We start from the raw sequence: 19,910 nt of genomic DNA on the forward strand, positions 1-19,910 counted from the left end.
GACATGAGTAGGGAGTAAAGATAATCACTTTACTCCCTATCTTTTTTAACCGATAACACTGCTCACCTACTTCCGAAAGGAGCCCTCGATGCGATTACGCAGCTCCCGTACTCAAAGCATAGTTCTATTCCTTACCTTACTTATTGCCAGTCAGGTTTTTTCCTACTTTGCTGTTTTCAATTACGCGCTCTTACCTAGCTTGCAGCAGTTCAACCGTATTCTTGCCTACGAAATGAACCTTATGTTGGATGAAAGTGTCGAGCTAGAATCCGGCGTGGTGCTCGAAGCGCCTCAGCGTCGTAAACTGCTGGAGCAGCTTGGGGTAACCATGCATACGCTTGATGAAGCCATCGTCGAGGAGTATGACAAAGCCACAGAAATCGATTTGATGAGTGAAGAAATGAGCGCCGCCCTCGATAGAGAAACGCACGTTCGCCTTATCTTGTCGGAAGAAAGCTACGTGTTATGGGTGAAAATCGAGTCTTTATCTGGGTATCTGATTCGGATTCCATTGTCGGAACTGCAAGAAGAAGACTTCGCGCCCTTTTTCCGCAACAGCCTGATTGGGGCATTGTTGATTATCGCGGGTGGTTGGTTGTTTATCCGTTTGCAAAACCGCCCACTAATGGCATTAGAAAAAGCGGCCGCAAATGTTGGGCGAGGTGAAATTCCACCGCCGCTGCCAGAGCGTGGCGCAACCGAAATTAAAGCGGTGACAAAAGCGTTCAACCAAATGTCTCGTGGTATTCAAGAGCTAGAAGGGGACAGAGCACTTCTCATGGCTGGGATCAGTCACGATTTACGTACTCCTCTTACTCGAATTCGACTGGCGACGGAAATGATGTCTCCTGAAGATGCGTATTTAGCGGAAGGGATCATCAGTGATACTGAAGAGTGCAATGAAATCATCAGCCAGTTTATGGATTATTTGAAACCCGTAAATACCGATTCATTCGCCCCTGTGCATCTTAACGACATTGCAAAAGACGTGGCCGGTTCGGAAGGAGGCTACGAAATTCCTATCGAAACGGACTTACAAGAACCCAATAAACCTGTGTTAGGTAGTCCAATCGCGATCAAACGTGCCGTCAGCAACTTGGTGGTGAATGCTGTTCGTTATGGCAATGGTTGGGTCAAGGTGAGTTCGGGTATGACGGCCGACAACAAGCTGACGTGGGTATGCGTAGAAGACAACGGACCCGGAATTGAAAAAGACCAGGTAGCGAAGCTGTTTGAACCCTTTACTCGGGGCGATACGGCGCGCGGCAGCGAAGGGACAGGACTGGGATTGGCGATCGTTAAACGTATCATGAGCCAGCATCTCGGCTCCGTAGTGGTGAACAACCGCAGCGAAGGGGGGCTGAAAGTTCAAATAAGCTTCCCTGTAGCGAAAAAGCAGTAAGTACGATACGAGCTGTTATTCCCCAAAAGACCATTATCCAAACGTACTTTAGCCCCGCGATTGCGGGGTTTTTCGTTTATGCTTCTGATTCCTTGCCTTGCTCTTGAAGATCTTTCAAATGGGCGTCAAACTAACTCTCTGAATCCACATTCACTTTTCTAGAATCAAGAGAGACCTTCTTATGTCGCAACTCCTGTCTGCCATTCCACTTACAGAGCTATCTGGTGTCGGCGCAAAAGTGGCAGAAAAGTTAGCCAAAGTCGGGCTGAACACCGTTCAGGATCTCTTGTTTCATCTGCCTTACCGTTATGAAGACCGCACCCGCGTTTATCCCATGGCGAAGGTTCACCCGGGGTTATGGGCGGCGGTGCAAGGAAAAGTGATGGGCGTAGACACCATTTTTGGACGACGCAAAATGCTGACGGTAAAGATCAGCGACGGCAATGGTACGGTTACCTTAAGGTTTTTTAACTTTACCGCGGGTATGAAGAATAATTTCTCCAACGGAAAATTGGTTCACGCCTATGGAGAGATAAAGCGTGGCGGTCATGGGTTGGAGATCATCCATCCCGATTACACTTTTTATGCTCCAGACCAAAAAGCGGAAACCGAGCCGACATTAACTCCAGTTTACCCAACGACGGAAGGGCTCAGGCAAATCACCCTGCGTAACTTGACCGATCAAGCGTTAGAACTGTTAGATAAAGCGTCGGTAACTGAATTGTTGCCAAGTGGTCTCTATAACAATCAGATGACCATGGGGCAAGCACTGCACATTATCCATCGACCTTCTCCTTCAATTGATTTAGAAGCGTTTGATGCTGGCGAGCACCCAGCACAAAGACGATTGATTTTAGAAGAATTACTGGCACAGAATCTATCCATGCTTGCCGTGCGCAGTAAAACGCAAATAGACGCAGCACTGCCATTACCCGCCGTGCACCAACTGAAACAGCAATTGCTGGATTTGTTGCCATTCACCCCAACCGGCGCGCAGCAAAGGGTAGTGAAAGAGATTGAGCAAGACTTGGAAAAGCCACACCCAATGATGCGATTGGTACAAGGCGATGTAGGATCAGGAAAAACGCTGGTGGCAGCCTTGGCGGCAGTACGAGCGCTGGAACACGGTCATCAGGTGGCATTAATGGCGCCTACTGAGTTGTTGGCAGAGCAGCATGCAATCAACTTTACCGAGTGGTTCGAGAAAATCGAATTCAATGGTAAGCCCATCAAAGTCGGCTGGTTGGCGGGCAAGTTGAAAGGCAAAGCCAAGGAAAAGGAATTAGCGGATATTGCCAGTGGCGATGCGCAAATGGTGGTCGGAACCCATGCACTGTTTCAAGATCACGTAGAATTTAAAGATCTCTCTTTGGTTATCATTGATGAACAGCACCGTTTTGGTGTTCATCAAAGGTTAGAGCTACGCGAAAAGGGAACCAAGCAAGGGTATTACCCGCATCAATTGATCATGACTGCTACCCCCATTCCCCGTACACTCGCAATGACGGCATATGCCGATTTAGAAACCTCGGTGATTGATGAGCTGCCGCCAGGAAGAACGCCGATTCAAACGGTCGCGATTCCGGATACACGTCGAAAGGACATTGTCGACAGAGTTCGAAATGCGTGCCTAGAAGGGAAACAAGCCTATTGGGTGTGTACTCTGATAGATGAATCAGAAGTGCTAGAAGCCCAAGCTGCCGCTGATACGGAAGAGGAGCTTAAACTTCAACTACCCGAGTTGAACATTGGTTTGGTACACGGGCGCATGAAGCCTGCTGAAAAACAGCAAATCATGGCTCAGTTTAAGAACAACGAACTGCATTTGCTGGTGGCGACCACGGTCATTGAAGTGGGGGTGGATGTTCCTAACTCCAGCTTGATGATCATAGAAAACCCAGAGCGATTGGGTTTGGCTCAGCTTCACCAACTTCGCGGTCGAGTAGGGCGAGGGTCGGTCGCAAGCCATTGTGTCCTACTTTACCATTCTCCTCTTTCTAAAACAGCCCAGAAGCGTTTAGGTGTATTACGTGAAAGTAATGATGGGTTTGTGATTGCACAGAAAGATTTAGAAATTAGAGGACCAGGTGAACTGCTTGGCACCAAACAAACCGGTTTAGCGGATTTTAAAATTGCTGATTTGGTGAGAGATCAAAAGCTGATTCCTGAGGTTCAACGTATTGCAAGGCATCTGCATGAGCAATATCCAAACAACGCTCAAGCAATAATCGACCGCTGGCTGGGCGATAGAGAGTTATATTCAAACGCCTAGATTAAAAATCATCAAAAGAAGGTGTTTTATTGTTTTATTTGTTAATAAAAAAGTGCAATAAAATAACCTAAGTCAATTAAACTATAATTACATTAATATTTATTTTTAAATGTTGATCTCAATCTCTGTTATTTATTTAATTACCTTTTTATTCAATATAAGTCAGTAGATAAATCTCAAATTAGATAAATATATTTCCGCGCGATTTATAATTGTTAACTGAGTCTAAAATTTATCCAATCTTAATGTAACTAAAATTCTATTGATGATATTTTTCGCAGTAAAAAATAAATCAAATTAATACTTAGGTATTGGTTTTAATAATATTTAATACTGGCTGGTATCATCATATGGCGAATATATTAATATCGACTCATTGGGTAGGTGGGGATGTCATTCCTTTTATCCGGTTAGCTGAATATTTGAAAAAACAGGGACACTCAGTCCGTATTTTTAGCCATTATGGATACCAACAATGGGCAGAAGATGCAGGGGTGAATTTTACATCTTGGGAAGATGAGGATTCGTATCATGAGCTCCAAGAATGCATGCCTAATTTCCTCCAGCCTTTTTCTCAACCAGACCAGTTCCAGCATTTCAGGCAGCAATACCTCAGCCCAGAAAAGCGATTAAAAGAATTTAATATCCTCGCCCAATACGCAAACGAACCCGAGACTATACTCATTGGACGTTGCCGATCCAGCATCGCTGCCATGCACCTTTCCGAAGTGCGCCAATTGCCCTTTATTAGCGTTTATCTCGCGCCTAGCAACTTGAGCTATATGGCGCTGATCAATCAGGCATTTAAAGCAACACTAGACAAAGAAGTGAATGATTTTAGAGCACTTCTACAGCTTGAAGGGCAAACAACATGGCAGGATTACCAATTTTCTAGCGTACACAGTTTTGGTTTTTGGCCTAGTTGGTTCTCGAACGACGCTTTTGATTCCAAATTAGATATATCCCATGTGGGCTTTCCTTTAACTACTGAGAAATCGAAGGGCATAGAGAAACCTCGTGACCTTTTGCCTGAAGCGGTCGAGCGATTTTTTCACGTGAACCCTAAACCTGTACTGATCACTGGTGGTACTAGTCAGCTCGTTTCAAAAGATTTATACCACTCCGCCATCGACGCTTGTGCGCAAGCCAATCGACCTGCCATTGTCGTGACGGAACATGACCATATGCTGCCTAGCGAGTTACCTAAGCAATGTATTCGAGCAAGAAAGCTGCCATTTGAGCGTGTTTTTTCACGTTGTTCGCTAGTGATACATCACGGTGGAATTGGTTCTAGTGCGCAATGTGTGAGAGCTGGCGTGCCACAACTGGTAATGGCTCATATGACGGACGGTCCTGATAATGCAAGGAGGTTAGAAGCCCAGCAAGTCGCCCGTTTTTTGCCCCAAGCTGAATGGACGACGGTCCATCTTATGAAAGCAATGGAGGAGTTAGGCTCAAAAAGCGTGTTAGAGCATTGCCAATCATTAGCGGAGTTAACGTCTCAAGATCAGCCTTTCGAAGCGATTTATCAGCGGGTACAGAAATTGCTGGAATCAGGTGGTGGATTTATACCTCACCCTAGCACCATGGTTGCAGAAATCTCAGATAAATCCAACGAGACAAAGCCAAAGACCAGCATTAATAAAAAAGCGCTACTCATGCGTCGGTTAAAACAAAAGAGTCACGAGTGATTCATTTTTAATATTGTATTTCTGTCGCACATAAAAATATACGCTCTGTAATTAATAAGGTTACATGGAATGAGTATGAAAAATGATATTGATCAAGGCGTAAGCCTTCAATATTTATTTGAAGAACGATTTCGTTTATCTGGTGATAAGTGCGCGATCGTTTTTAAAAATAAAGAAGTCAGTTTTAATGAGCTAAATTCAAGAACCAATAGACTTGCCAACCTACTGGTAGATAAGCAGGTAAAAGCAGGCGACGTGGTTGCCATTCTTTTAGAGCGTTCAGAAGACGTTCTCGTGTCCATGTTAGCAGTGCTTAAGGTTGGTGCTGCTTATTTACCTGTTGATTTAAATTACCCTTCATCAAGGGTAGAACACATGTTAAACGACAGCATGTGTCGATTGGTCATCGCCGATGACAGCGGCACCAAAATGCTCGGAACCGTGCAAAGTGAATTGACAGTGGATGTTGCATTGGTGGCGGATTCTTTGTCGCTCAACCCACGGTTTGAATGCTACCAAGGTGCAGCAACTGATTTGGCGTATCTCATCTATACGTCAGGTTCGACTGGAAAACCCAAAGGCGTGTGTGTCACTCATGGCAATGTGGCTAATTTTAATTCAGGGATGCAAGAATGCCTTGGCTTAAGCGAACTTCGTAGCATGGCGTCTTTAACAACCGTGTGTTTTGACATTTTTGTTTTGGAATCTCTGGTTGCACTGTTACAGGGACTGACCGTTCATTTGATTTCGGATGATGAACGCAAATCCATTTCTCGGCTTTCCGAAGCACTTTCCGACGTGGATGTCCTTCAAATCACCCCTTCACATCTCAGTGTGATGATGGATGAACCTCGTATTCAAGCGGCTTTAGCTGGGCTTAATACCCTATTGGTTGGTGGTGAAGCATTCCCAGTCACATTGCTTAGAAAGCTCCACTCAGTCACCCAAGCTCGTATTTTCAATATGTACGGACCAACCGAAACCACGGTTTGGTCGACCGTGCAAGATGTGACGCACAAAGACCAAATCGATATTGGTCATCCTATCCTAAATACTCAAATCCTCATTCTGGATGACAACAACACAGAAATACCTCAAGGCGATGTGGGTGAAATCTGCATCTCAGGGGAAGGGGTCACCGCAGGGTATTGGCACAGGCCTGAAATGACGGAGCAACGCTTTATCGATCATCCGTCAGCACAAGGCAAGGTATACAAAACGGGAGATTTAGGTAGAGCCAATCCAGACGGGTCATATCAGTGTCTTGGCAGAATTGACCATCAGGTAAAAATTAATGGTCATCGAATCGAACTTGGTGATATTGAAAGTCACATACTTGCCCAATCAAAGGTGCAGCAGGCTGGTGTTGTGGTGTCGTCGTCACAGTCTTGCCAAGGGCAGTTGGTTGCGTTTGTCGTTAGCTCTGCTTTTGATACTAACTCCCTCCGGCAGCGGCTTTCTAATGCTTTACCCAGCTATATGGTCCCTGCGTATATTGAGCATGCAGAGTCATTGCCCATGACAGAAAATGGCAAAGTCGACCGCCAAGCGTTGGCGCAATTGGCACCAAGCTCTGTTTCGGCTGCTATCTCGCAATCGAGCGTTTCGCAAAAAAGCACTTCGCAGCCGGTTATTTCGCAATCCTCTATTTCGCAAGAGCCCGTCTTACCAGAAACCGATATTGAAGAAGAAATCCATCGTATTTGGTGCGAGGTATTGTCTCGCCCCCAAGTTTGCTGCACTCAGCGCTTTATGGATTTGGGTGGGACATCGGTACTTGCCATTCAGCTACTGAGTGGGATCGATGCTGAACTGGGTGTCGAAGTGACCTTTTCAGACTTCATTACACGGGGGAATACTGTTCAGTCGCTATCGCAGTTGATTGAAGATCTGATCATCTCAGAGATGAGTGAAGAAGAAATAGAAGCACTAATGGCATCGGAAGAATAACGCTATACCCAAGCATCTTGAGAATAATTAAAACGAAGCAAACACAGTAGGCAGAATATGAACGGTGAAAGAAAGGGAAGGCTTTCGCTTTCCCAAAAGCAACGGGAAAAGTTGCTCGCGCAGCGTAAGCGCCGCACAGGAAATGCTATAGAAGCGTTGAACCGACAGGGAAGTGATAATACATTTCCAGTTTCTGAGTTACAGCAAGATATGTGGGTACTTGAAAGCCTGCATAATGCGACGTCCACCAGCAACATCCCCTGCATGTATTCCGTTGAGCATTCTTCTTCCATAGAAAATTTTGACGTCGCTAAGCTTCGCCGTGCCATGTCATGCTTAATACAGCGGCATGAAAGCCTACGAACCGTATTTGTGAACGAAGAAGGGCAATTAAAGCAGCGAATATTGCCCAATGTACAATATGAAATCCGCGAAACGAATTTATCTGATCATAACCAAGAGGTCGTAGCTCTATCGCTGGATGAGGTGATTCAGCAAGATATTGCAGAAGCGTTTAACGTCAACACTGGTCCGATGTTTCGCGTGCACATCATCCGATGCAGCGATACTGAAAGCAAAGTAGTGTTTGTTTTCTCTCACCTTATCTTTGATGGTGGCTCCATTGCGCATTTCGAGCGTGACTTCTTCCACTTTTATTTGTATTCAAACAGCGAACAGCATCCTGAAGAGACAAGTGAAGCCTTACCTGCGCTTCCAGTTCAACCGGCAGACTACGCCCACTGGATGCAGCAAGAACCACAGAAAGCCAAGCGAGCGTCTCATCTTGCTTACTGGAAAACGCAACTAGCGGGTTGCGACGTCGATTTAGCCTTACCTTATGACCGTACGCCAGGCATCCACAGTGATGTGTCGGTGACTCAATATGAACACGTTTTACCTACCCGTTTGACTCGCTGGTTAAAGGACGAGTGCACACAGACAGGTACATCGCTGTATTCCCTATTACTGGCAACCTACGGTGTATTGCTGCACCGAATAACGGGTCAAACTGACGTTGCCATAGCCTCAGCGTTCACCAACCGGAATCGTTCTGAGCTAGAGCACCTTATCGGGCTATTTGCCAGAGAGGCATTACTGCGAGTTCGCTTGAATCAAAACGATACGTTTTCCTGCGTGAAGCAGTCAGTTCAGCAATGTGTGATTGAAGCGATAGACCACAGCGAGCTGTCTTTGGGGCAAATCAACCGAGAGCTTGGCATGGTAAAAGCCAGTCAAGATGGGCAGGTTGCAAGAACGCTGTTTCTGCTTCGAGAGCATAAAAGCCAGTTAGGAAGCCAACGCAGTGTCGAAGGGTGGGAGCCCTATGGTGAAGCACGTTTAGGGAACGATCAAAACCGCTACGATTTGAGCTTAGTATGTCGCGATGAAGGCGATTCAATACGCGTGTCATTTAACTATAAACCGTCGCTGTTTAATGAATCCACGATGGCACAGTTCGCCGCGATATTTGAACGAATACTGCAAAGCCATATGGAAGAGGCGTTGCCGATTGGAGAGATATCCCTGATACCTCCGATGGAATTAAACGATGTTTACCACCGATGGAATGACACCCAGCGCACCTATTCTGAACACAAAACATTGCATGGAAAATTTGAAGAACAGGCGAAGGAAACACCTGACAATACTGCACTGATTTTTGAACAGCATTCGCTTACTTACCGAGAATTGAATCAGCGAGCGAATCAGCTAGCCCATAAAATTCGAACGTATCACTTAAACAGAAATCAAACTCAACTTGCGGCTAATACCCCTGTCGCCTTGTATCTAGACCGCAGCTTAGAAATGGTTATCGCGATTTTGGCGGTGATGAAATCCGGTGGTGCTTATGTACCCATTGCCACCGATAATCCTACGCAGCGTACGCGTTACATTTTGGAAGATACCCAAGCGCAGCTGATCCTAACGCAAGAAAGGTGGCAAAACGATTTACTCGGTGTCTGCGAGGATTTGCCTTCTGAAAGTGTCTCTATCGATGAAGGTAGCGATCGCACAAACGAAAATTATGAGAACGTAAACGCAGTTGTCAGTAGCTCGGATATGGCTTACATCATCTATACCTCAGGCACAACGGGGCAGCCAAAAGGGGTAATGGTGCCGCATAAAGGCGTGGTCAACCGTTTGGAAGCGCTGCAAAACCAATTTCCATTGAGTGCCAACGACAGAGTGTTGCAAAAGACGCCGTACACGTTTGACGTATCGGTGTGGGAACTGCTTTGGGCGAACTGGACAGGCGCAGCGATTGTGATGGCGCCGCCAAAAGCGCATCAATCACCGGAGCAGCTGCATCACATCATGACGCAAAATCGGGTCACGGTTACTCACTTTGTACCTCCCATGCTAACAGGCTTTAGCCACTTTCTGTCTCACGCTAACCAATCAATACCGAGTTCAGTGCGTCGTGTTTTTTGCAGTGGGGAAGCATTAACTCCCGAGCACATTAGGCTGTTCAATGCGATTAACCAGCATGGCGCAACCTTGCATAACCAATACGGACCAACGGAAGCCTCGATAGAAGTCAGTGTGTACGATTGCTTACTGAATGAAACGGAAACCGTGCCCATTGGCCGACCGATTCAAAATGTGCGTTTATTGGTCATGGACCCCCATTCTGAGCATCTTCAGTTATGTCCGGAAGGGCTACCTGGCGAGCTGTACATAGGTGGTATTGCCGTTACACAGGGGTATTTGAACCAGCCAAATCTGACGAAAGAACGTTTTGTCGATAACCCATTTGCGACCAAAGAAGAGATAGCGCAAGGTCTAAACAAGCTTTACAAAACCGGTGATTTAGTCAGACGTCAGCCGAATGGAAACATCGAATATTTGGGAAGAAACGATTTCCAAGTCAAAGTGCGTGGCTACCGTATCGAGTTAGAAGAAATTGAAGCGGCGATGCAAGCGCACCCGAGAATCAAAGCATCGTGCGTTCATACCATTGAGGGCGCAGGTGAAAAGTCGCTAGTAGGGTATTACGTGGAACACGCTCCTACCTCTTCTTCCAATCAGGAGCAGGAAGGCGTGGCGCTTTGGAAGAGCGTTTATGAAGCGGAATACAAAGAGGATAATCAGACCATAAATCAGTTCGATATCCGAGGCTGGAAAAGCTCGTTTACGCAATTGCCTATCCCACCGGAAGAAATGAAAGAATGGGTCGATGCTACGGTCGCTCGCATTCAAGGGTTAAGCCCTCATTCCGTATTAGAAATTGGCTCGGGATCGGGTTTGATTTTCTATCCATTATTGCCGTCTTGCACCCACTATATAGCCACCGATTTTTCTTCAAATGCGATGAATCGTTTGTCTTCTTCGGCAAAAGTGTTGGGATATGAGCATAAATCTGAATTTGTCACTTGCCCAGCCGACGAAGTGGCTAGTGCCGCGTTAGAGCAACGTGTTGATACAGTGGTGATGAATTCGGTTTCTCAATATTTTCCTAATGCTGGCTACCTCGACAAAGTGATCGAACAAGCCATTGAAAGCATTGAGGGGGAAGGCAACCTATTCTTTGGTGATATAAGAGATCAACGGTTACTAAGGGCTTTCCACCTTTCCATTCTTGCTCACCGGAATCCGGAGAAAGCCATCGCTCAGTTAGTCAAACAGGCGACTTGGTTAGCATCGAAAGAAACGGAACTCGCGATTTCTCCCACTTACTTTCTCGCATTGATGGAGCACCCAGCGGTGGATGCGGTTCAAGTACTTCCTAAACGCGGTTTTGCCGATCACGAGATGAATCGTTTTCGATACGATGTCATTGTTCGAATTAAGAAAAACGGTGCAGAAGGCGTCGAAGTAGCCAATAATAATTCTATTAAATTGAGTGAATTTGATTCGGTTGAGTTTTCAAGTGAACTCGATTTACCGAGTCTATTGGCTTCGTCTGAACGTGGAGTTTGGATAAAGCATTATCCAGATGCGCGAGTCTGGGGCGTACAGCAATGCGTAATGGGGAACCCGTCAACGGAACGATCTTTCTCTGCCGAAGACGCGCTTTCCATTGAAGCTTTGCATCTAATGGTGGAGCAGCAAGGGTTAACATTACAAGTATTGCTGGCAACGGAATCTGAGCAAGCGGGTGCCTTACATTTGTTCTTCAGTGAAGGCGCCGTGAATGTCTCAAGCCATGCATTACATGATGTTCAGTCACAACTGAGCCCACCAGCCCAACATCCCCATACCAATTCACCCGATATCGGTCATCAAGCACTGACATACGGAGAATTGAGCGACTATTTGGCACTTCGCCTACCCGAATATATGGTACCAGTGGCGTTTGTTCCGATGAAAGATTTCCCATTGTCGAGCAGTGGAAAGCTGGATCGCAATGCGCTCCCAGAACCTGAATTCATCGATAAAAATAATTATGTCGCGCCTGATAGCGACATAGAACTGGAACTTTGTAGTATTTGGAAGCAAGTTTTAGGCATTGAAAGTATCGGTGTGAACGACAACTTTTTCCGTATTGGTGGCGATAGCATCATCGCCATTCAACTTGTCTCTAAAATCCGTAAAGCGGGTTTTCATATTCAAGTGAAAGACATGTTTGATGCGCCAACGGTTAAGCAATTGGCGCTGGTATTGGCGGACAATAAACCTCAGCAAACGCTCAATACTGAGCAAGGAGAGCTGGAAGGCGAATTCTCGCTATTGCCTATACAGACGTGGTTTTTCAACAAAGGGCTGGCAAACCCACACCATTGGAATCAAGCCTTTACGCTACGTGTCCCCGCTGGTATTTCCAAACCTGCTCTTGAGGCGGCGTTATTCCAGTTGAGTGCTCACCACGACGCCATGAGAATTTGCTTTGACATTAACGAAGGCAGTATCAAGCAGCATTATTGCCGGGCTGAAGAATTACCAAAAGTAGAAGTGCATGAGTTGAATGTGGCGGCAGAAATGGACGTAGCGCAACAGCTCACAACTTGGCAGAGTGATTTCGATATAGAGAATGGTCCGTTATGGCGAGCGGCGTATCTAACAGGTTACCCCGAAGGTGAAGCTCGCCTCTGGTTTGCTTTTCACCACTTGATTATAGATGCGGTGTCTTGGCGGATCATTGCAGAGGACTTAGAGACGTTACTGTCTGACAATACGCTATCGCAGAAAGGAAGCAGCTATCGCCAATGGGTACACGCGGTGGAGCAATATAGGGAAACCCATGTAGCCGAGCTGCCTTATTGGCACGATGTGTTATCAGATGCAAAGACACTGCCTTCTCCACCAAGCGACTCTTCTGGTGCTGATATTGCTGAAAATACGTCGACAACGCGAATCGAGTTTCCGTTAAAAGAAACGCATTTGCTGCTGCACGAGGCGCATCAAGGATATAACACCGAAATCAATGATTTGCTTCTGAGTGCGTTAAGCCTTGCGCTGAATGCCGTTACGGGGCAGTCAGTTAATCACATTACGCTTGAAGGACATGGGCGCGAAGCGATCGACCCTACGCTCGATATTTCTCGCACACTAGGGTGGTTTACCACGGCTTATCCGCTGCGATTAGAGGCGGCAGACGATCTCGAACACACCATTATTCAAACCAAAGAAACTCTGCGCCGTGTCCCCAATAAAGGCATTGGGTTTGGTGCGTTTTCTCACACGTTTTCTCATGATGCGTTGCCGAAGATTTATTTTAACTACCTCGGGCAATTGGACTCCTCAGGAAACGGGTCGATGTGGGAGGTGGTGAATGAAGACAGTGGCAATGTTATTGGAGAAGGTAACCGTGACAGCGCTTTACTGAACATCAATGGTGGTGTCTTTAATGGGCAACTGCAGTTCGACATCATTTCTCAATTGTCGCCAACGCAGACCATGGCATTTCGCCATGCGTTCGACACATCTTTGCATCAAGTATTGGAGCAAAGCCTAGAAGCGGCCAAGCGAGGGGGCGTGAATACGGCGAGCGATTTTGGCTGTGCTGGATTGCACCAATCGCAATTGGAGCATATTGGTCAGTCACGCCAGTATGGTTTATCGAGCATAGCGGATATTTATCCAGCAAGCAGTTTGCAGCAAGGGTTTGTATATCATCACATCAGCCAACCTGAAGATGATGCTTATCGCCTTCAAGTGCTGGTGGATTATGATCGTGCCATTGATGTTGACCGTTATTTTAAAGCATGGGAGCTCGCATCTTTCGCGTTTCCAGCGCTTAGAATCGCTTTCCACTGGGAAGGGGAAATGGTTCAGGTGATCGGAAAAGAGGCGGGTATCACCTCACGCCAATTCACCTCTTTAAGTTTGGCGCACCTCCCAGAAGACGAACACAATGAAGCCATCATCGCTCTACAATCCGCAGAGCGTGAAAAGCCTTTTGACCTCACCGTGTCTGGCCTGATGCGCGTAGCGATAATCAAACGCAGTGACAGTGCTTATACACTAATTCAAACTGCGCATCACAGCATTACCGACGGCTGGAGCAATCCAATTTTGCTCAAGGCAGTTCACAGATACTACGACGCACTGAGGGCAGGGCAAGTGCCACACGTAGTGGAAGAGTCGGTGTATGGCAAAGTGCAAATGCACCGCATGGCACAACGTGATAAAACCACACGTTATTGGTCGGAAAAACGCAATTCATTGAGTCAACCGAATGACCTTGGCGTATTTCTGCCAGAGTCACAGGAACTCGATAGTGTCAGGTCGCTTGTGACACCTGCGCAAGCGTCAAAGTGTATTAGCGGGAAAGCTTACCAACAGCTCAAATCTGCTTGCCAATCCCATAACGTAACACTCAACGTGGCACTGCAGTTTGCATGGCATAAGTTGATTCAAATCTACACACAAGACGTTCAAACCATTGTTGGAACCACGGTTTCGGGGCGAGATGTTCCGGTCGATGGGATTGAAGAAAGCGTCGGCTTATACATCAATACCTTGCCACTCGCCGTCAATTGGACCGATTCCCTCACCGTTGCCGAAGTACTTACTTCCATTCATCGAAGTATCGCTGAACTTAATAGCTTTAGTGGGATTGCATTGGCCGATCTGCAAGAAGACGGCAAGCGCCTTTTCCATAGTTTGTTTATTTTTGAAAACTACCCATCTCTCGATGATGTGTCTCCAACTGGGCTTTCGGCAGACAGCACACCGAGAAGTTGGTCCGATAAAATGGACTACCCATTTTCGGTGATGGCCTACGAGAAAGAAGGTGCGTTGTCGATTCAGCTAGGTTTTGATCAGTCGCTGATGGAAATCAGCCAAGTCGAAAGGTTATTGACGCAATTGGAGAGCATATTGCAGTTTGTTGCTCATCAGAGCGACAAAAGCCATCACCATATCAATGTGATTGATAGCACTGAGCAAAACAGGCTCATTCACGACTGGAATACCACACAATCGCCTGCGCCCTCCATGCCAACGTGGCATCAACTGTTTGAAGCGCAAGTGCAAACTACACCGAATGCGGTGGCACTCACCTATCAAGATCAGCATTTGACCTATCAAAAGCTGAACCAAAAAGCCAACCAGCTCGCGCATACTCTTCGCCAACAGCATGTGATTCGTTACGAGCGTGAACTGACGGCAGACACACCGATTGCCTTGTACTTAGACCGAAGTGTAGACATGGTGGTGAGCATTTTAGCGGTGCTCAAAGCGGGCGGGGCGTATGTCCCTGTATCGCCGGAATACCCGAAAGAGCGCACGCAGTTTATTTTGGAAGATACCGCGGCACCGCTGATACTTACTCAGCAAACGCATCTTAGCCAGCTGGATAGTTGGTTAAGTGATTTACCGCAGCTTCCCGAGCTGGTGTTGGCAGACAACGCGTATCCTCAGTCATCAGAGAACCTAAACCTGACGGTTTCAGGTGAGGACCTCGCGTACATCATTTACACCTCGGGCACCACAGGTAAGCCCAAAGGGGTAATGATGCCGCATTCGGCTTACGCCGATTTCATTCATCAATATCATCAGTCTGTCCAGGCGCAGCCTGTTTCCTTAGTCAGCCTCACTCAATACACCTTTGACATCTTTGGCTTGGAATACGGCTTACCGTTGTTGTCAGGTGGTACGTTTCATCTGTCGGATATCCACCAAGCATCGGAAACCTTATCCGAGCATGCCAGCAAGACCAACGTATTACAGCTTACCCCTTCGGTGTGGTCAGTGTTGCAAGTGGCGTTGCCAGAAGCCCTCGATTTGTCTCATGTGACCGTTATTGTTGGAGGCGAAAGTGGCTCGGAAGCTATTTACCAAAGCTTGTCGCAGCGTTTTAAAGAGGCCATTCAAGTGTACGGTCCAACTGAAGCGTGCATTTGGAGTACCCAATCTCGATACCAATCGGGCAACGCCCACATTATCGGCACACCGCTGAGTAACGAGCGATGCTATGTCCTCTCGGGCAGTGGAAAGCTGTGCCCAATCGGTGTTCCCGGTGAGCTGCACATTGGGGGCGCAGGATTGGCGAGAGGCTACCTCAACCGAGACACCCTAACAGCGGAGCAGTTTATCGACAGTCCAATTGAAGGGCAGGATGAACGGTTATACAAAACTGGAGACTGGGTACGCTGGCGTCACGATGGTCAACTGGAATACATCGGGCGTAATGACAGCCAAGTGAAGATACGCGGTTACCGGATTGAGCTGGGTGAAATTGAAGCCACGCTTATGGCGGTTGATGGGGTGCAGCAAGCTGTCGTCATCGACAGAGAAAAAGAAGGCGACAAGTATCTTGCCTCGTACCTTGTGAGTGACCAGACACTCAGCATAGATGACCTCCGCCACAGCTTAAATGCTCATCTGCCGGATTACATGGTGCCTGCCACCTTCAACCAGATTGAAGCCATCCCTCTTACGTTAAACGGCAAGCTTGACCGCCGAGCGTTGCCTGAACCGGAATGGGTGGAATCCAATGGTTACGTTGCCCCAGAAAGTGAGTTGGAAGTCGCGCTGTGCGACATCTGGTCTCAGGTGTTGGGGTTAGAGCGCGTTGGCGTTCACGACAGCTTCTTCCAAATCGGCGGCAATTCCATTAACGCCATTAAAGTCATTAGCCAGATCAACCAATTATCGGTTTGTCACCAACGTGTCGAGCTGAGTCATTTGTTTAATTTAAAAACCATTGCTGAGCTGCATAAGCATCTGCAAGCCCAAGAGAGTTCGGGTTTATTAGACCAGCAAGTCAACGAGATGAGTATTTAAGCCATGTTAGATCTAATCAATCAAATCAAAGAGAATGAATTGTCTGTATGGGTACAAGAGGATGCTATCAAATTAGCATTTGGTGACGAGAAACCATCGGACGTATTACTTGCGAAAATCAAAGAAAACAAACCCGGTCTGATGGATATCTTAAGGCGCAATGGCATCTTATCGAAGCACGACTTCTGGGAAACAGAGATTTTCTCTTTGCCAAATACAAGTGCGACGTTGTCTTTTGCTCAAGAGCGCATGTTGTTTATTGAGCAATTTGAACAAGGCACAGATGCGTACCACATTCCTTATACCGTCGAACTTTCCAGTGATATCCAGCAGGATGTGTTGATTCAGGCGTTCCAAGCTGTTGTCGATAGGCATCCAGTGTTGAACTCGATTTACAAGCAGAATGATGAAGGGCAGTTTGCATTGCATCCGCTCAATCAAAAAGTTTGCATCTCTCAAAAAACAGTTGCGGACTTTGCTGACTTTAAAGCCCAATTGTCTCAAGCGATTGAGCGACCGTTTGATCTGTCTACCGAAGCCCCAATGCGTCTGTCGCAATTTACTTCTGAAGGCAAATGCTATCTGTTGATACTGTGGCACCACATTGCTTTTGATGGCTGGTCGACCGACATTTTCTTGCGTGAGCTATCTCAGGCATATCAAGCTTTGTTAACGCAGGATCGACCTTTACAGCAAGATCAGCCAGTACTGCCACCCTTGGCAATTCAATACAGTGATTATGCATTTTGGCAACGACATCAATTAGAAGGGAAAGGGCTGGAGAGCCAAATGGCATTTTGGTCTGATACGTTATCCGGCTGCCAGACATTGGAACTGCCAACCGATCACCCAAGACCAACAAAAGTGAACTACCAAGGCAGAAACGTCGCACTGACTCTCGATAGCGCGTTGTCGGAGCAACTTAAAACGTTAGCACGAGATCAAGACACCACGCTTTACGTTATTATGCTGAGCGGATTTTACCTCACACTGGCGACGCTGAGTGGGCAGGACGACATTGTTGTCGGTACGCCTTCCGACAACCGCCATCAACCCCAGACACAAGACTTGATTGGTTACTTTGCGACGTCTCTGGTGTTAAGAGCTCAAGTGGATCAAGCTGGGACAGTGAGCGATCTGTTTAAGCAGGTTCACGCAGTAATGACCAACGCTAAAATGAATCAGGATGTGCCGTTCGAGCGCTTGATTGATTTGCTCAACGTAGAGCGCGATATGTCGCGTCACCCACTGTTCCAAGTGATGTTTGGCATGCAAAGTTTCGGTCATCAGCAATTGAGCCAAGACGCATTGCCATTTGAATCGGTCGATTTGGGCGACGAAGGGCTATATGCCCCAGCCAAATTTGATTTGAACTTCCATGTGGATGACGGTCACGAAGCTCTAAAATTGGGATTGGATTACGCTACCAGCCTGTTTGAGCATGCTTCTGCGCAACGTGTGTTGACGATTTATCAACTCATATTAAAAAGCTTTGTCGCGGATTCTGAACAATGCCTTGCAGACATTGATGTGCTATCGGAGTCTGAAAAAACGCTGCTATTACACGACTGGAACACCACACAATCGCCTGCGCCTTCCAAGCCAACGTGGCATCAACTGTTTGAAGCGCAAGTGCAAACTACACCGAATGCGGTGGCACTCACGTATCAAGACCAGCATTTGACGTATCAAGAGTTGAACCAAAAAGCCAACCAGCTCGCGCATACTCTGCGCCAACAACATGTGATTCGTTACGAGCGTGAACTGACGGCAGACACACCGATTGCCTTGTACTTAGACCGAAGCGTAGACATGGTGGTGAGCATTTTAGCGGTGCTCAAAGCGGGCGGGGCGTATGTCCCTGTATCGCCGGAATACCCGAAAGAGCGCACGCAGTTTATTTTGGAAGATACCGCGGCACCGCTGATACTTACTCAGCAAACGCATCTTAGCCAGCTGGATGGTTGGTTAAGTGATTTACCGCAGCTTCCCGAGCTGGTGTTGGCAGACAATGCGTATGCCCAATCATCAGAGAACCTAAACCTGACCGTTTCAGGTGAGGACCTCGCGTACATCATTTACACCTCGGGCACCACAGGTAAGCCTAAAGGGGTGATGATGCCGCATTCGGCTTACGCCGATTTTATTCATCAATATCATCAGTTCGTTAAAAGCGAGCAGTCCGTCGAAACTCAGTCCGGCGAGGCGAAGCCTGTTTCCCTAGTCAGCCTCACTCAATACACCTTTGACATCTTTGGTTTGGAATACGGCTTACCACTCTTGTCAGGCGGAACAGTTCACCTGTCGGATATCCACCAAGCATCAGAAACCTTATCCGAGCATGTCAGCAAGACCAACGTATTGCAGCTTACCCCGTCGGTGTGGTCAGTATTGCAAGTGGCACTGCCAGAAGCTTTCGACCTGTCTCACGTGACCGTTATTGTTGGCGGTGAAAGTGGCTCGGAAGCGATTTACCAAAGCTTGTCGCAGCGTTTTAAAGAGGCCATTCAAGTGTACGGTCCAACTGAAGCGTGCATTTGGAGTACCCAATCTCGATACCAATCGGGCAACGCCCACATTATCGGTACACCGCTGAGTAACGAGCGATGCTATGTCCTCTCTGGCAATGGAAAGCTGTGCCCAATCGGTGTTCCAGGTGAGCTGCACATTGGGGGCGCAGGATTGGCGAGAGGTTACCTCAACCGAGAAACCCTAACAGCGGAGCAGTTTATCGACAGTCCAATTGAAGGGCTGGATGAACGGTTATACAAAACTGGAGACTGGGTACGCTGGCGTCACGATGGCCAACTGGAATACATCGGGCGCAATGATAGCCAAGTGAAGATACGCGGTTACCGGATTGAGTTGGGTGAAATTGAAGCCACGCTTATGGCGGTTGATGGGGTACAGCAAGCTGTCGTCATCGACAGAGAAAAAGAAGGCGACAAGTATCTTGCCGCGTACCTTGTGAGTGACCAGACACTCAACATAGATGACCTCCGCCACAGCTTAAATGCTCATCTGCCAGATTACATGGTGCCCGCCACCTTCAACCAGATTGAAGCCATCCCTCTTACGTTAAACGGCAAGCTTGACCGCCGAGCGCTGCCTGAACCGGAATGGGTGGAATCCAGTGGTTACGTCGCCCCAGAAAGTGAGTTGGAAATCGCGCTGTGCGGCATCTGGTCGCAGGTGTTGGGGTTAGAGCGCGTTGGTGTTCACGACAGTTTCTTCCAAATCGGCGGTAATTCCATTAACGCCATTAAAGTCATTAGCCAGATCAATCGCTACCTTGGTCATTCGCTGCGTTTGGAATTAGTGAACCTCTATACCACCAAAACGATCGCCGAGTTGGCAGCGTATATTGAAGAAAATCAAACCGTCAGCTTCCTTGATGAGCAAGATAACGAAATGAGTATTTAGT

General features: G+C 47.2%; 6 protein-coding genes. All 6 read left to right on the plus strand.

Annotated features, from left to right (window positions below; genetic code table 11):
• Positions 1 to 88: 88 nt before the first annotated feature.
• The 6 genes from envZ (at position 89) to Q8W40_RS12855 (ending at position 19,909) form a co-directional block, all read left to right on the plus strand.
• A complete protein-coding gene (envZ, locus tag Q8W40_RS12830; RefSeq protein ID WP_126606984.1) occupies positions 89 to 1,402 on the plus strand; it encodes a two-component system sensor histidine kinase EnvZ in 1,314 nt (437 codons plus the stop codon).
• A 181-nt stretch (positions 1,403 to 1,583) separates the two neighbouring features.
• A complete protein-coding gene (gene recG, locus Q8W40_RS12835; protein ID WP_305397566.1) occupies positions 1,584 to 3,674 on the plus strand; it encodes an ATP-dependent DNA helicase RecG in 2,091 nt (696 codons plus the stop codon).
• Between the two features lie 350 nt (positions 3,675 to 4,024).
• A complete protein-coding gene (locus Q8W40_RS12840) occupies positions 4,025 to 5,365 on the plus strand; it encodes a glycosyltransferase (RefSeq protein ID WP_305397568.1) in 1,341 nt (446 codons plus the stop codon).
• Positions 5,366 to 5,440: 75 nt separating this feature from the next.
• A complete protein-coding gene (locus Q8W40_RS12845; protein ID WP_305397570.1) occupies positions 5,441 to 7,315 on the plus strand; it encodes a non-ribosomal peptide synthetase in 1,875 nt (624 codons plus the stop codon).
• Between the two features lie 57 nt (positions 7,316 to 7,372).
• A complete protein-coding gene (locus Q8W40_RS12850) occupies positions 7,373 to 16,486 on the plus strand; it encodes a non-ribosomal peptide synthetase (RefSeq protein WP_305397572.1) in 9,114 nt (3,037 codons plus the stop codon).
• Between the two features lie 3 nt (positions 16,487 to 16,489).
• Complete coding sequence (locus tag Q8W40_RS12855) at positions 16,490 to 19,909, plus strand: non-ribosomal peptide synthetase (RefSeq protein ID WP_305397573.1); 3,420 nt, start codon at positions 16,490 to 16,492, stop codon at positions 19,907 to 19,909.
• Position 19,910 lies beyond the last annotated feature (1 nt).

This window comes from Vibrio penaeicida (assembly GCF_030689305.1).
Taxonomy (GTDB): Bacteria; Pseudomonadota; Gammaproteobacteria; order Enterobacterales; family Vibrionaceae; genus Vibrio; species Vibrio penaeicida_B.